A 15,248-nucleotide genomic window follows, 5' to 3' on the forward strand; every position below is an offset into this window, starting at 1 on the left:
CTGGGCCGATCTCGCCCTACAGCCGCGCCCGGGCCTTCGCCCGCAGGTAGGCGGCGACGCAGGCGGACGGGAGCGCGCCCGGCCGCACGGCGACGACCTCCGCCCCGGCCGCACGGACCGCCCGCGCGGCGGCCTCGCGGGCCTGCACCACATCGAGCGCCACCGCGGTGACGAGCGCCCCGTCGAGATCCTCGGGCGCGCGGTCGAGCGGCGCGTCGACGTCCGGGTCGGTGGCGGTCGCGACGACGAGGTGGTGGCGGCGGGCGAGCACCGGTGCGGCGGCGACGAGCGAGCGCGCGGCGGCGTGGTCGAGCAGGTCGGTGAGCACGAGGACGAACGCGCGCTTCATCCGGCCGACGTGGCGGAACGCGAGCGCGTAGTCGCTCTCGACGGCCAGCGGCTCGAGGTCGTGGCAGGCACGGACGAGCGCCTCACCGCCCTGGCGGCGCGGCGCGACGGTCCGCAGCAGGGCGTCCGCGAACGCCACCGTCCCGCAGCGATCGCCGAGCCCGTCGGCGGTCAGCCCGACCGCGGTCGCGGCGTCGAGCGCGGCGTCCAGGCGCGTGCGGTCCCCGAGCGGCGACGCCATCAGGCGCCCCGCGTCGAGCAGGCAGACCACGTCGCGATCCTGCTCGACCCGGAACGTGTTGGCCATCGGGCGGCCCGCCCGCGCGGTCGCGCGCCAGTTGACGTGGCGGACGTCGTCGTCGGGCAGGTAGTCGCGGATCGCCTCGAACTCGGTCCCCAGCCCGAGCGGCCCGCGCGCCCGCGTGCCCTCCGCGCGGAAGCGGCCCTGGCGGACCTGGAGCGCGATGCGGCGCGCGGCGTAGACGTCGGGGTAGACGCGCACCTCAGCGGGCTCCCCCGCCTCGTGGTCCCACGTCGCGAGCCCGAGCGGCCCCGTGGTGCGCAGCGTGACCGGCGGCAGCTCGTGGCGGCCTCGCCTCTGCGCCACGACCTGCGCAGCGAGCGCGGCGTCGCCCTCGCGCGGTGTGACCTCGATGTCCGGCACGGCGGCCTGCCGGACGCGCGTGCGGTCCGCGTTCTCCCCCGCCAGGCGCACCCGCAGCGCCCCGGGAACCGCCCGCGCGAGCACCGGCGGGACGTCGCGGGTGGCGTTCGGCGCACGCCGGGCGGCGCGCGCGTCGAACGCCACTGCGCCGGCCAGCACCGCCAGCAGCGCGCCCGCGACGACCGGGCCCAGCGCCAGCGCGACGCCCGCGAGCAACGCCACGCCGGCGGCCGAGCGGGCGGTCGGGCTCATCGCGGGACGGGCACGCCCGACAGCGCCGCGCGGACGGCGGCGTCGGCGTCGTAGCGCTCCAGCTCGGCCTCGGGGCGGAGCAGGATGCGGTGGCGGAGCACGAACGGCGCCGCGCCCGCCACGTCGTCCGGCGTCACGTAGTCGCGACCGTCCATCGCGGCGCCGGCGCGGGCGGCGCCGAGCAGGTGGACCGCCGCTCGCGGGCTCGCGCCGAGCTGGACCGACGGCAGCTCCCGTGTGGCCCGCACGAGCGCGACGACGTAGGCGGCGACCTCGTCGGCGACCCGCACCGCGTCGACCTCTTCGCGGGCGCTGCGCAGCTCCTCCGCGCTGGCCACCGGCTGCACGTCGTCGAGCGACGCCGGCCGCACGCCGTCACGGGCGAGCCGGAGCATCCGCTGCTCGGCCTCGACGCTCGGGTAGCCGACGGACACCTTCGCCAGGAAGCGGTCGAGCTGCGCCTCGGGCAGCGGGTACGTCCCCTCGTACTCGATCGGGTTCTGCGTCGCCACGACGACGAACGGCGCCGGCAGCGGGTGCGTCGTGCCCTCGGCGGACACCTGCCGCTCCTCCATCGCCTCTAGCAGCGCGGCCTGCGTCTTGGGCGGCGTGCGGTTGATCTCATCCGCCAGCAGGACGTTCGTGAAGACCGGCCCGGGGCGGAACGTCAGGTCGCCGCCGCGCAGGACCGCGGTACCGGTGAGGTCCGACGGGAGCATGTCCGGCGTGAACTGCACGCGCCGGAAGTCGACGCCGAGCGCCTTCGCGGTGGCGCCGGCGAGCAGCGTCTTGGCGGTGCCGGGCGGCCCTTCGAGGAGCACGTGCCCGCCGACCGCGACGGCGGACAGCAGCGCGCGCAGGACCTCGTCCTGGCCGACGACGACCTTGCCGACCTGGTCGGCGACTCTGGTTGCGAGCTCTCTCATGACGGTCCCTTGCGCAGCCGGGCGAGCGCGCCACCCGCCGCGAGCACGGCATCTTGCCCTGCCGGGGGCTCGGCCAGCGCCGCGACCTCGTCGGCGGGCAGGCCGAGGCGACGGGCAGCGGCCTGGATCTCCTCGACGCGCGCGTCCGGCGGCAGGCCCGCACGGGCGGCGGCGAGCCGGCGCGCCTCGGCGCGGACGTTCGCGGTGGCGGCGAGCGGGTCGTCCGTGCGGCGCAGGGTGCCGGCGAGCGCGTCGACGTACGCCCGGCGCGGCGGCGGCAGCTCGCGCGCGGCCCGCTCCGGCGGGCCGAAGCGGCGGATGCGCGACCACAGCAGCACGGCGGCCGCGAGCGTCAGGCCGATCAGCAGCGCCTTCCAGCGGTCGGGGAGCGCGGCGAGGCCGGTCTGCGGCTCCAGGCCGTGGACGGACTCGACGAAGACGACGGGTCGCGCCCCCTCGCCCGCCAGGCGCAGCGCGAGTGCGGCGTTGCCCTCCTGGCCGAGCGCGCGGTTGCGCAGCGGCGCCGCGCTGTCGAGCAGCACCGCGTGGCCCCGTCCGGCGCTCACCGGCGCGGGCGGCAGCTCGCCGCGCGGGGCGCGCGGCTCCGCGTCCAGCTCCTCGTGGAGCGGTTCCAGCCTGCGGCCCGCCGCGACCAGCCGCCCGCCGTCGCGCACGAAGCGCCCGAGCGCGGCGGCGTCGGCGCGGGCCAGCTCCTGGTCGGGCTCCACCACGACGACGGTCGCGCTGCCCGGCGCGGGGAGCTGGTCACGCGGCAGCTCGCGCAGGCGCCGGACCGGGTGGCCGCGCTGCTCCAGCAGCTCCGCCCAGGCCTTGACGCCACGCGGCTGGGTGGCGAGCGAGGAGCCGTCGCGGCCCTCCGGCTCGGGCGCCAGCTCGCGGGTGAGCAGGACGAGCGCGTTGAGCCCGACGACCGCGAGCACCAGCAGCGTGACGAGGCGGGTCGTGCTCACCGCGTACCCGCCTCCGCACGCACCCGCGGCCACTCGGCGCGGGCAGCGGCGACGTCCTCCGCGCGCGCGGTTCGGCCGCCGTACGCGACCTCCTCGAACGTGTGCGCGAGCGTGTCGAACGCCGGCGACCGCAGCTCCCGCGCGATCTCGCCGGTCGGCATCGCGGGCCGCAGCGCGAGCACGCCGCGCCGGTCGAGGTCGAGCAGCCCGGCGCGGAACCGCAGGCGCAGCGCCAGCTCCAGCTCGCCCGCGCGCTCGGCGTCCTCGGCGGCGCGCAGCAGCGCCCGGGGATCCTCCTCCTCGGTGAGCGCCGCCCGGGCACGCGCCACCTCCGCCGCCACCTGCCGCCGCGTCACGCGGGCGGCGACCGCTGCGCCGGCCACGAGCAGCACGAGCGCGAGCAGCGTCCACGCGGTGACGCCGCCGCCCGGAAGCGCGTCGACGAGCGCGTCCCAGCCGTCCTCCAGCAGCTCCCCGAGCCGCTCGAACGGGTCCTCGAGCGGACGCGGGAGATCGGTGTCGCGGTACTCGCGGCCGTCGAGGATCTCCTGCGCGTCGCGGCGCGCGTCGTCGGCGTACGCGCTCACCGGCCCGGCGCTGGCGGCTCCCACCCCGCTGGCGGCTGCCAGTCCTGCTGCTCCTCCCACGGCTGGCGCTCGGGCGGTGGCTGCGCCGGCCAGGCTGAGGGGGACGTGGCGGTGCCCGCGCCCGGAGCCGGAGTCGGCGGCTGGTAGGGGCGTCCGAACGGGTCGGTGCCGGCCGGCCCCGCGGGTGCGTCGGCGCCGATCCGCTGCGCGAGCACCTGGAGGTCGAGCCCCTCCTTGCGGACGCGCAGGTCGAAGTACACGGCTGCCACCAGCGCGGCCTGGAACGGCAGGGCGATGACGTAGCCGATCCCGTCGGCGATCGACTGGATCACGTAGCCGGCGACCGACGAGTCGTCGACCGCGAGGAAGAGCGGGATGCTGATCAGCGCGCCGATGAGCGCCGCGAGGATCGAGACCATCAGGTAGCCGAGCGCGATCACCGCGAACGTCGCCCACCAGCGGTCCTTCACCAGCCAGCGCGACCGCTTGAGGGCACCGGTGCCCTTCGTGCCCTCGACGAGCAGCACCGGCGTGTAGAGGCCGAGCAGCACCGCGAGCCAGATGCCGGGCAGGAAGCAGGCGACGAAGCCGAGGCCGACCAGCAGGAAGAAGAGGAACGTGGCCCACAGGAGCGCCGGCGTGCGCTTGAGCGCGAACCGCAGCGACTCCGCCGCGTCGACCTCGTTGCCCAGCCACGCCTGCGCGATCGCGCGGAAGCACGCGGCGGTCGCGAAGACCTGCATCACCAGCACGAGGATCAGCCACGCGCCTTGGCCGGCGACGTACGTCCAGAGCTCCTCGTCGGTCGCGGTCTCCTCCTCGTCGACGGTGATGTCCCACGTGTTCGCCGACCAGTCCTCGGGCGTGGTGGACGCGAGGATCACGATCGAGAGCAGCTGCACCGGCACCACGACGAACAGCACCACCCGAAGGAGCGTCGGGAAGTTCGCGGTGCAGACCTTGAACGCGGCATCGAGCTGCTCGCCGATGCCCATCGGGCGGAGGTTCACGCGCGGAACCGTAGCTGGCGCACCCGCGCTGGGGCGCCGCGGACGGCTTCCGCACCGAGGAGGCGCAGCGCCGCGCCGACGGGCGCGAGCGGGCGGGTGCGGGCGTCGGCGTAGAGCTCGACGAGCCAGGCGCCGTCCGCCACGGACGGCTCGGGGAGGCCGACGGCGATCATCGCGGACATGCCGTACTCGTCGAGCAGCGCGCGCTCGGCGGCGTCGGCGTCCATGTCGTCGACCGCGACGTGGAGCAGGCCGCCACGCTCGAGCAGCTCCACGCTGGCGGGGTACCGCTCCGCCGGGAAGTCCTCGGAGGCGGTGCCGAAGCGGCGGCCGGTCGTGCGGCCCGAGCGGCGGTCGTGCGCGAACCACGACTCGATCAGCGCCCCGCCCGGCGCGCGCCAGGAGATCGCGATCCCGGTCGCGTCGACCGCGTCCGCCAACCCCGCCGACACGGCCTCGAGCCGGTCGAGCACCGGCGCCGCGGCGAGTGGGCCGTCGAGCACCTCGAGCGTGTACGCGAGCACCGGCCCGACCTCGACCCCGCCGGCCTCGCGCCGCCCGCGGATCGAGCGCCGCTCGCTCCGCCGCGCCCGCCAGTGTCCCTCGAGGTCCGGGTCGGCGACGCACACCCGGCCGCGCCCCGTGCGCTTGGCGGTGTACTGCGCCGCGTCGGCCGCGCGCAGCAGGTCGCCGCCGCGCTCGGCGCCCAGCCCCAGCGACGCCACGCCGCACGACACCGTCAGCGCCGGCCCGCCGTCGTCGCGCAGCAGCGCCAGCACCCGCTCCCCCGTCGCCTGCGCGATCTCCGCCGACGCGCCCTCCAGCAGCACGCAGAACTCGTCCCCACCGCACCGCGCGACCAGCGACGACTCGCCGCGTCCCTGGGCCAGCACCGCGGTCCGCAGCGCCGACGCGACGCGCACCAGCGCCTCGTCTCCCGCCGCGTGCCCGGACAGGTCGTTGAGCTCCTTCAGGTTGTCCACGTCGCAGAGCAGCACCGCGACGTCCCGGCCGGACGACGACGCCGCGTCCTCCAACGCGAGCTCCAGCCGCTCGTCCAGCGCCCGCCGGTTGGCGACCCCGGTCAGCCCGTCCTCGAACGCCAGCTCGGCCATCCGCGAGAACACCTCGGCCCGCCCCGCCGCCGCCGCGATCTGGCCGCCGACGGTCTGCAGGAACCGCACGTCGCGCGCGCAGAACGGCCGCTGCTCGCCCGTCCGGACGGCCCACAGCTCACCCCACGGCCGCCCGCCGAGCATGATCGCCACGCCGGCCACGTGCGCCTTGCCCAGCGCGCGGAGCAGCTCCGCCTCACGCTCGGGGATGTCCGGTGAGTCCAGGGAGAACGTGTACGCCTCGCCGTCCTCGATCAGCCGCCGGATCGCGTCGTCGCCGTCCAGGCGGTACACCTCGTCGACGGGCCGCCGCTCCTCGGACGGATGCAGGTCCCCGACGTTGACGAGCGTCCGCAGCACCCGCCGCTGGACCTCCCACCGCGACACCGCCAGCGACGCCGCGCCGATCGCGGCGCACGCCTGCTCGGCCGCCAGCTCCACCACGTCCTCCAGCCGGTGCGCCGCACCGACCGCGGACGCGATCGCCAGCAGCGCGTGCAGCTCGCGCTCGCCGCGGCCCCCGTCGGAGCCCTCGTCGCCCGGCCCGCTCAGCGCCCGCGCGACCTCCTCGGCCCCGTCCCGTCGCGACAGCACGCCGCCCTCCACCGACACGCACCACAGCAGCGCATCGACGACGGCGGGATCGAACTGCGTCCCTGAGCCGCCGCGCAGCTCCCCGATCGCGTACTCGGCCGACATCGCCCGCCGGTACGGCCGGTCGCTCACCAGCGCGTGGTAGGCGTCGCAGGCCAGCACGATCCGCGACGGCAGCGGGATGTCGGGGCCCGCCAGGCCGTCCGGGTAGCCGCCGCCGTCCCACCGCTCGTGCTCGTGCCGCACCGCCCGCGCGACGTCGCCCAGCCCGGGCAGGGGGAGCAGGATCCGCTCGCCGATCACCGGGTGCTGGCGCATCAGCTCCCACTCCTCGGGCGTCAGGGGCCCGGGCTTGTGGAGCACGTGGTCGGGCACGCCGATCTTGCCGATGTCGTGCAGGAGCGCCACGGCAGACACCTCGCCGACCGCGCGCGCCTCCAGGCCCAGCCGCTCGGCGACGGCGACGCTCAGGTCGTGGACGTCGTCCGAGTGCTCGCCCGTGTACCCGTCCCGCGCCTCCAGCGCCGCGGCAAGAGAGCGGATCACCGCGTGGTACGCGTGCGCGGCACGCGAGCGCTCGTCCTCCATCTCGCGCAGCACGCCGGCGAGCGCCGACTCCCCGCTGGACAGGCCGCGCGCAGCGGCCAGCGCCTCCTCGCGGAGCGCCTCGAGCTTCCGTGCTGCGCTGGACATGGGCCCTACCTGTTTCGACAGGAAGGGCGAGAACCTTCAGCCCGGGAGCTTCGCTACGACTTCGCGGCGGAGGTGTCGCCCAGCTCGAGCACCGCGAGGAACGCCTCCTGCGGGACCTCGACGCGCCCGACCTGCTTCATGCGCTTCTTGCCCTCCTTCTGCCGCTCGAGCAGCTTGCGCTTGCGGCTGATGTCGCCGCCGTAGCACTTGGAGGTGACGTCCTTGCGGAACGCCTTGACGGTCTCGCGCGCGACGATGTGGGAGCCGATCGCCGCCTGGATCGGGACGTCGAACTGCTGGCGCGGGATCTTCTCGCGCAGCTTCTCGGTCAGCGCCCGGCCGCTCACGTACGCCTTGTCCTTGTGGACGACCATCGACAGCGCGTCGACGGCGTCGCCGGACAGCAGGATGTCGAGCTTGACCATGTTCGACGCGCGCATGCCGGTGATCTCGTAGTCGAACGAGGCGTAGCCGCGCGTGCGCGACTTGAGCTGGTCGAAGAAGTCGAGCACGATCTCCGCGAGCGGCAGGTCGTACTGCACCTGCACGCGGTCGGCGCTCAGGAAGTGCATGCCCTGGTGCTCGCCGCGCCGGTCCTGGCACAGCTCCATCACCTGGCCGATGTCCTCCTTGCGGCAGAGGATCGAGCCGCGCACGTACGGCTCGCGGACCTCGGCGATCTTCGCCGCGTCGGGCATGTCGGACGGGTTGTGGATGTCCAGCGTCTCGCCGTTGGTCATCTCGACCTCGAACGACACCGACGGCGGCGTCGCCATCAGCTCCAGGTCGTACTCGCGCTCGAGCCGCTCGCGGACGATGTCCATGTGCAGCAGGCCGAGGAAGCCGCAGCGGAAGCCGAAGCCGAGCGCGTCCGAGGTCTCGGGCTCCCACGACAGCGCCGCGTCGTTGAGCGTGAGCTTCTCCAGCGCGTCGCGGAAGTCCGGGTAGTCCTCGCCGTCGATCGGGAAGAGGCCGCAGAACACCATCGGCTTGACCTCCTGGTAGCCCGGGAGGGCCTCCTCGGCGCCGTGGTGCTTGGTCGTGATCGTGTCGCCGACGCGCAGGAGCGTGACGTCCTTGATGCCGGTGATGAGGTAGCCGACCTCGCCCGCGCTGAGCTGGTCGACCGGCGTCATCGCCGGCGTGAAGAAGCCGATGTCGTCGATGTCGGCCTCGGTGCCGGCCTGCATCGCGCGGATCGCCTCGCCCTTCTTGAGCGTCCCGTCGACGACCCGGATGTACGCGATCACGCCGCGGTACTGGTCGAACTCGGAGTCGAAGATCAGCGCGCGCGGTGGGGCGCCGGGGTCGCCGCCGGGCGCGGGCACCCGCTGCACCAGCTGCTCCAGCACGTCGAGGACGCCCTCGCCGGTCTTGCCGGAGATGTGGCGGATCGTCTCGGCGTCCTCGCCGATCAGCTCCTGCACCTCGGCGGCGACGCGCTCGGGCTCGGCGCCCGGGAGGTCGATCTTGTTGAGGACCGGGATCAGCTCCAGCCCCGCCTCGATCGCCAGGTACGTGTTGGCGACGGTCTGCGCCTCCACCCCCTGCGAGGCGTCCACGACGAGCAGCGCGCCCTCGCACGCCTGGAGGCTGCGGCTGACCTCGTACGTGAAGTCGACGTGGCCGGGGGTGTCGATGAGGTGGAACTGGTAGGTCTCGCCGTCCTGCGCGGTGTAGAAGACGCGCACGGCCTGGGACTTGATCGTGATCCCGCGCTCGCGCTCGAGCTCCATCGAGTCCAGGAGCTGGGCGCGCATGAGGCGCGGGTCGACGGACTTCGTCAGCTCCAGGATCCGGTCGGCGAGCGTCGACTTGCCGTGGTCGATGTGGGCGATGATGCAGAAGTTGCGGATGTGCGCGGAATCGGCCATGGCGTAGCCGGTCAGGATAGGAGCGCGCGGATGCGGTTCCAGATGAGGTCCGCCTCGGGGACGCGCAGCCCGACGACGGTCATGCCGTAGCCGAGCACCCCGAGCGCGATCGCGATGCTCACCGCGAGCGCCTGGCCGAGGAGGCTGTCGCCGAGCGCGTCGGCCAGCACGTCGTGGAAGCAGAACGACACGATCGCCAGGACGGCGGCGCCGAGCAGCATCTTCGCGACCGCGCGGCTGGTGGCGCCGAGCTCGAGGCTCCCGTGCAGCTCCTTGCGCAGGTAGTAGGCCTGCAGGCCGGTGGTGACCGCGGTCGACACGACCGTGCCGAGCACGATGCCGGGGATCCCGAACGGCTTGTACAGCGCGATCGAGACCGCCGCGTTGACGAGCAGGCTGGCGAGGCTCAGCGCGGTGGTGATCCACGGGCGCTGGAGGCTGAAGAACGTGCGCGTGAGCAGCAGGCTGACGCCGTTGAACGGGAGGCTGAAGCTGAACCAGACGAGCGCGCTCGTGACGAGCTCGGTCTCGTCCGGGCCGAACTCGCCGTGCTCGTAGATCAGGCGCGTGATCGGCTCGGCCAGCACGAGGATGCACGCCGCGGCCGGGATCAGCAGCAGGCAGATCTGGCGCGTGCCGGTCGCGTTGAGGGCGCGGAGCCCGGCGTAGTCGCGGCGGGCGGCGAAGCGGGAGAGCGCCGGGAACAGGACGGTCGCGATCGCGACGCTGAAGATGCCCTGCGGGAGCATGTAGATGCGGAACGCGGCGTCGATCGCTCTTGGGGCCTCGTCGGACACGAGCGAGCCGAGCGAGCTGTTGATGAGCAGGTTGAAGTTGATGAGGCCGAGGCCGATCGTCACCGGCAGCATCAGCGTCAGGACCTGCTTCACGCGCGGGTCCCTGAGGTCGAAGCTCAGCGTGATCTTGAAGCCGAGCCGCGCGAGCACCGGGATCGCCATCAGCAGCTGGACCGCGGTGCCGACCAGCACGCCGACCGCGTAGGCGTAGAGCTGCTTCTCCTCGTCGAACCAGCCGCGCGCGCCGACGAGGAACGCGAGGATGATCAGGTTCCACACGACCGGGCTGAGCGCCGGGATCGTGAAGTGGTCGTACGCGTTGAGGATCCCGACGAGGAGGCCGTTGACGCCGAGCATCACGACGATCGGGAACATCACCTGCGCGAGGCCGCTGGTGAGGTGGTCGAGCTGGTCGGAGAACTCGTCGCCGGTGAAGAGCGGCATGACCTGCGGCGCGATGACGACGAACAGCGCGCTGATGGAGCCGAGCACGGCGACGATGAGGAAGAACAGCGTGGACGCGAGCTTGAACGCGTCCTTGCGGCGGCCGTGCTCGAGCAGCTCGGTGAAGACGGGCACGAACGCGGCCGACAGCGCGGCGTCGGCGAACAGGCTGCGCAGCAGGTTCGGGACCTGGAAGGCGATCGTGAACGCGGAGAACGGGCCGCTCGTCCCGAAGTACGAGGACGCCACGATCTCCCGCGCGAGGCCGGCGATGCGGCTCAGCCCGGTCGCGACGCTGAAGATCACCGTGTTCCGGGCGATGCGTGCCAAGGCCGGAGGAACTTACTCGGCGCGTGTGCGGATTCCGGGCAGGTTGCCTTCTCCCGCTATCCTTGCCCGTCGACTTATGGCCAACATCGCTTCGCAGATCAAGCGCAACGCCCGCTCCGAGCGCGAGCGCCTCGAGAACCGCCGCTACACCTCGGCGATCAAGACGTACTTCCGTCGTCTCGAGACCGCTGTCGCCGCTGGGGACGACGCCGCTGCCGACGCCGAGTTCAAGACCCTGACCTCGACGATCGACAAGGCCGTCAAGCGCGGCGCGCTTCACCGCAACACCGGCTCGCGCAAGAAGTCGCGCGCCGCTCGCGTCCGCAAGGGCGCCCCGACCGCCTAGCTCCGAGCCTCCGGCTCAGCTCGCAGGTCGCGTCCACGCCCGCTCGCCAGAGCGGGCGTTTCGTCGTTCTGCGCCAGGCACGCGCCAACGGCCGGTGTGGCGCGCGCGGTTCTAGCGGCGGAACGTGATGCGCGTCTTCGTCGTGCCGAGCGACAACGTCGCCGTCACGCTCCCCCGCGCGCGGCGCAGCGCGGACGCGGTCTTGCGCGAGACGCGCAGGCGGACCGTGCCGGCCTTGGTGACACCGACGCGGGCCAGCGTCGTGGAGCGCAGGCGCAGCTTGCGGGCGACCGCGCGGGAGACCGTGAGACGCAGCGTGCCGCGGACCGCCTCGGTCGCGCGGATGCGGACGCGCAGGCCGCTGCGGCGCAGCGTGGTGAGCGTGGTGCGGGAGGCGGAGAGCGTGACGCGCACCGGCGAGCCGGTCGAGGGCGCCGCGGTGACGGGCGCGGGAGCCGGGGCCGGCGCGGGAGCCGGCGCGGGCGCGGGGGCCGGCGTGGGCGTGGCGACCGGAGCGGGCGTGCCGCCGGGCTCGCCCGTGGACGTCTGCGGGTCGGCCCCCACCGGGCCGCCGCCCGCGGTCAGCTCGACCGGCGCCTCCGAGTAGCGCGCGAGCGGCCCGTACTGGCGGCCGTTGACGCCGTTGAAGCCGGCGGCGTCGGCGGTCAGCCGCATCCGCTCGATCACCTGGGGCGTCGAGAGCGCGGCGCACGGGCCGGCTCCCCCACCCTCGCCGTCGCACAGCGCGACGAGGCCCGCGACGTGCGGCGTCGCCATGCTCGTGCCGCTCATCGACGTGTAGCCGCCGCGCAGGTAGGTCGAGCGCACGCACGTGCCCGGCGCGGCGACCAGGTGGGCCGCGTCCTCGGCGCGCGTCGCGAAGTTGCTGTAGCCGGTGGCCGCGCTGCCGTCGCGCATGCCGGCGCAGGAGGAGCCGAGCGCGCCTGGCAGGCCGTCCGTCTCGGTCATCGCCGCGACCGTGAGGACCTCCGGGTAGACCGCGGGGGCCGAGCGGCAGGTCGACATGTAGCCCGGGCAGAGGCGGTCGTAGCCGGTCGGCAGCGCCGCGACGTCGGCCGACTCGTTGCCCGCGGCGACGACCGGGACGATGCCCGCGGAGGCCAGGCGGCACAGCGCCTGGTGCTCGGGATCGCTCGTGCAGGTCGAGTCGGTGGCGCCGCCGCCGAGGCTGAGGTTGACGACCGTGATGCCGAGTGAGGGCGCGAGCTCGCGCACCTTCTCCAGGCCGCAGACCACGGTGCTCAGCGAGCCGTTGCCGCTGCTGTCGAGCACGCGGATGGCGACGATCCGCGTCCCGGGCGCGACGCCGGTGACGCCGAAGGTGTTGTTGCGCGCGCCGATGATGCCCGCGACGTGCGTGCCGTGCCCGTGGCCGTCGTCGGCGACGGCGTCGCGGCCCACGCAGTCGTAGCCGCCGACGACGTTGAGGTCGGGATGGTCGAGGTCGACGCCGGTGTCGACGACCGCGACGGCGCCGGTGGCGGCCCCGCGGACCTCACCGGCCGCGCCGCTGGTGACGCGCCGCACGCCGGGCGGGACGGTCGACCACGCGGCAGAGCTCTGCGCGCCCGCGATGCGGACCGGCCGGTCGGGCACGACCGCGGCGACCTCGGGCTGCGCCTCCAGCTCGGCCACCTGCTCGGGCGTCAGGTCGGCGGCGAACCCGTCGAGCACGTCGTCGTAGCGCTGCTCGGCGGCGAACCCGACCTCCTGCTCCAGCTCGGCGGTCTGGGCGGCGACGGACTCGGCACCCTCCTCCAGCACGACGACCTGGTCGTCGGCGACGGCCGGCGCGGCGAGCACCAGCGCAGCGATCAGCGCGAGAAGAGCGGCCCGGGGGAACGAAGGCACCCCCGCAGCATCGACGGCTGAGCGAGGAGCTTGAGCGCGCTGGTCAGCACGCGCACAACTGCGATGGCCCGCGGGGCGCGCTCGACCAAAGCCCCAGATTCCGGTCCGACCAACGTCGATCGGACACCTGAGAAACGGATTAGTACCTCGTGTACGGATGCGTATATGGTTCACGCCTGTCCCGGCGCTGGGAGGCCGCCGAAACCACCCCAAGACAGACAGGAGAGAGGGTCTTGCTCCACCCCAGAGCAGGCGTCGGGCTGGTCGCCGCCGCGGCCGCCCTCGCCACCGCCGCGCCCGCCAGCGCGGCGGACCGCGCGTACGAGCTGGTGTCGCCCGCCGCGAAGCACGGCAACGACGTCCAGGCCGGCTCGCGCGCGACCGCCGACGGCTCGGCCGTGGCGTACACGACCTCGGCCCCCGTGCCGGGGCAGCCCGGTGTCGTCTTCGCCAACCGCGCCTACGTCGCCCGCCGCACCCCGGACGGCTGGCGGACGACGTCCATCTCGCCGCCGATCCGCCGAGCCGCGCCGGTCGTCGTCGACGCCTCGTTCCCCTCCGACCTCTCGAACGACCTGACGACCTTCTACGGCGGCTGGTTCGCGCGGCTCGCCGAGGGCGACACGACCGACTTCAGCGGCGACGTCTACGTCGGCGACGCCACGTCAGCGCAGTGGCTGTCCGGACCCTCCGGGCTGGTCGACTGGGACGCGTTCCAGGGCTCGGCGTACACGGGCCGCTCGACGGACGGCCGGGTCGTCGTGTTCGACTCCGAGAAGCCGCTCGCCACGGGAGGCTCGGCGTGGACCCGCAACGTGTACGCGTGGTCCGGCGGCGCGATCCGGTTGGTGAGCGTGCTGCCTGACGGCACGCCCGCGCCGAACGCGACGACCGGCAGCGGGGTGGCGTGGGACGATCCGGGCGGGGAGGGCGGCTCGCCGGCCGAGCACGCCGTCTCGGCCGACGGCAAGCGGATCGCGTTCACGACGATGGACGCGCCGGCGCAGGTGTACCTGTGGGAGGAGGGGCGCCCGACCCGCCCGCTGTCGTGGTCGCAGGCCGCGGGTCCTGGGAACGGCCAGCCCGCACCGACCGGTGCCCGGTTCCACAGCCTCTCGGCCGACGGCTCCACCGTGTACCTCTCCAGCCCCGACCAGCTGACCGACGAGGCGACGGCCGGCGGTGGCCTCTACCGGTACGACGTGGAGACCGGGAAGCTGACCTTCGTCAGCACCGGTGCGTCCGGCGCGGTGAACTTCGAGGACGTCGTGGCAGCGTCGCGTGACGGCCGACGCGTCGCGTTCGTCGCCCGTGGCGCGTTGACGCCCGACGCGACGGATGACCGGTACAACCTCTACGTCGCCGGCCCAGAGGGTCTCGGGTTCGTGATGGAGCTCCCGGGCGACGACGGCAACCTGTGGCGCACCGAGGGTGAGCGGGTGCACCCGGCGAAGTTCTCACCAGACGGCTCGCGGCTGCTCTTCCTCAGCGCCGCCGACGTGGCCGGCTACCCGACCCCGGGCTTCAAGCCGCAGGTGTACGAGTACGACGCCGGCGCCGACGACCTCGTCTGCCTCTCCTGCCACCAGGACGGTTCGCCGACCACCGGCGAAGGGTCGATCGTCGACCGTTGGCCGGGCATGGGCCCGAGCCTCTACCTCAACCCGCGGAGCTACACCGACGACGGGGCGCAGGTCCTCTTCGAGACGGACGAGCCGCTGACCGCCGACGACACCGACGAGAAGTTCGACGTCTACTCGTGGGACGGCGACGCGGCGCGGCTGCTCACACCCGGGACCGCGGAGGACGCGCACTACATCGACAACAGCGGCGACGGCTCCACGGTGTTCTTCCGCACGGCCTCGTCGCTCGTGCCCCAGGACACCGACCCGGGCTACATCGACGTCTACGCGCTGCGCCCCGGCGGCGGGTTCCCGGTCGCCGGAAAGCCCGAGCGGTGTCAGGGCGAGGCCTGCCACGGGCCCCGGTCAGCCGCACCGAACGCGCCCGGCGCGGCGTCGGCGTCGCATGCCGGTCCGGGGAACCCGCCCGTGCCCGCTGACCCGCCTGCCGCGACCGCGCCGAGGCTCGTCACGGCCAAGCTGAGCAAGACCGCGCTGGCGCGCTGGGCTCGGACCGGGCGCGTGCGTGTGAAGGTCACGCTCGGCGCGGCAGGGCGCGTCCGGGTCGTCGCCTCCGCGACGATCGGCGGCAAGCGCATGACGGTCGCCACCGGCAGTGCGACGCTGCGCAAGGCGGGCACCGCCTCCGTGACCCTGCGGCTGTCGGCGAAGGCGCGGCGCACGCTGCGCGGGCGTGGCCGGCTCTCGGTGCGGCTCTCCGCCACGAGCACCGCCACTTCGCGCAGGTCGACGGCGACCGTCGTCCTGCGCACGCACGAGAAGGCGTCCCGGTGAACGCCGCG

11 protein-coding genes are annotated in these 15,248 nt (G+C 74.3%); 2 read left to right on the plus strand and 9 right to left on the minus strand.

Features of this window, described 5'->3' with window-relative positions:
• Window positions 1–16: 16 nt before the first annotated feature.
• From AC1UE5_RS05455 to murJ, 8 genes are read right to left on the minus strand one after another with little or no spacing between them, the layout of a single operon-like run.
• Complete coding sequence (locus AC1UE5_RS05455) at window positions 17–1,264, minus strand: DUF58 domain-containing protein (RefSeq protein ID WP_482921067.1); 1,248 nt, start codon at window positions 1,262–1,264, stop codon at window positions 17–19.
• The gene (locus tag AC1UE5_RS05460; protein ID WP_482921068.1) at window positions 1,261–2,190 is read right to left on the minus strand and encodes an AAA family ATPase; all 930 of its coding nucleotides are present in this window, start codon (window positions 2,188–2,190) and stop codon (window positions 1,261–1,263) included. Before AC1UE5_RS05460 ends, AC1UE5_RS05455 begins: the two co-directional genes overlap by 4 nt.
• On the minus strand, window positions 2,187–3,161 hold the full coding sequence (locus tag AC1UE5_RS05465) for a DUF4350 domain-containing protein (RefSeq protein ID WP_482921069.1): 975 nt from the start codon (window positions 3,159–3,161) through the stop codon (window positions 2,187–2,189). The genes AC1UE5_RS05460 and AC1UE5_RS05465 overlap by 4 nt, the downstream gene beginning before the upstream one ends.
• Window positions 3,158–3,748, minus strand: a complete 591-nt coding sequence (locus AC1UE5_RS05470) for a DUF4129 domain-containing protein (protein ID WP_482921070.1) — start codon at window positions 3,746–3,748, stop codon at window positions 3,158–3,160. Before AC1UE5_RS05470 ends, AC1UE5_RS05465 begins: the two co-directional genes overlap by 4 nt.
• On the minus strand, window positions 3,745–4,758 hold the full coding sequence (locus AC1UE5_RS05475; RefSeq protein ID WP_482921071.1) for a hypothetical protein: 1,014 nt from the start codon (window positions 4,756–4,758) through the stop codon (window positions 3,745–3,747). The genes AC1UE5_RS05470 and AC1UE5_RS05475 overlap by 4 nt, the downstream gene beginning before the upstream one ends.
• Window positions 4,755–7,160, minus strand: a complete 2,406-nt coding sequence (locus AC1UE5_RS05480) for an HD domain-containing phosphohydrolase (RefSeq protein WP_482921072.1) — start codon at window positions 7,158–7,160, stop codon at window positions 4,755–4,757. Before AC1UE5_RS05480 ends, AC1UE5_RS05475 begins: the two co-directional genes overlap by 4 nt.
• Before the next feature lie 53 nt (window positions 7,161–7,213).
• The gene (gene lepA, locus AC1UE5_RS05485; RefSeq protein WP_482921073.1) at window positions 7,214–9,034 is read right to left on the minus strand and encodes a translation elongation factor 4; all 1,821 of its coding nucleotides are present in this window, start codon (window positions 9,032–9,034) and stop codon (window positions 7,214–7,216) included.
• 11 nt (window positions 9,035–9,045) lie between these two features.
• Window positions 9,046–10,605, minus strand: coding sequence for a murein biosynthesis integral membrane protein MurJ (gene murJ / locus AC1UE5_RS05490; RefSeq protein WP_482921074.1), 1,560 nt, complete (start codon window positions 10,603–10,605; stop codon window positions 9,046–9,048).
• Between the two features lie 76 nt (window positions 10,606–10,681).
• Between murJ and rpsT the strand changes: the two genes are divergently transcribed.
• On the plus strand, window positions 10,682–10,951 hold the full coding sequence (gene rpsT, locus AC1UE5_RS05495) for a 30S ribosomal protein S20 (protein ID WP_482921075.1): 270 nt from the start codon (window positions 10,682–10,684) through the stop codon (window positions 10,949–10,951).
• 111 nt (window positions 10,952–11,062) lie between these two features.
• Here the strand turns inward: rpsT and AC1UE5_RS05500 are convergent, their stop codons facing one another.
• Window positions 11,063–12,823, minus strand: coding sequence for a S8 family peptidase (locus AC1UE5_RS05500; protein WP_482921076.1), 1,761 nt, complete (start codon window positions 12,821–12,823; stop codon window positions 11,063–11,065).
• Window positions 12,824–13,056: 233 nt separating this feature from the next.
• On the opposite strand from AC1UE5_RS05500, the gene AC1UE5_RS05505 reads away from it, so the two are divergent.
• Window positions 13,057–15,240 (plus strand): TolB family protein, encoded by a 2,184-nt coding sequence (locus AC1UE5_RS05505; protein ID WP_482921077.1) that lies wholly within the window; start codon window positions 13,057–13,059, stop codon window positions 15,238–15,240.
• Window positions 15,241–15,248 lie beyond the last annotated feature (8 nt).

This window comes from Parviterribacter multiflagellatus (genome assembly GCF_056863265.1).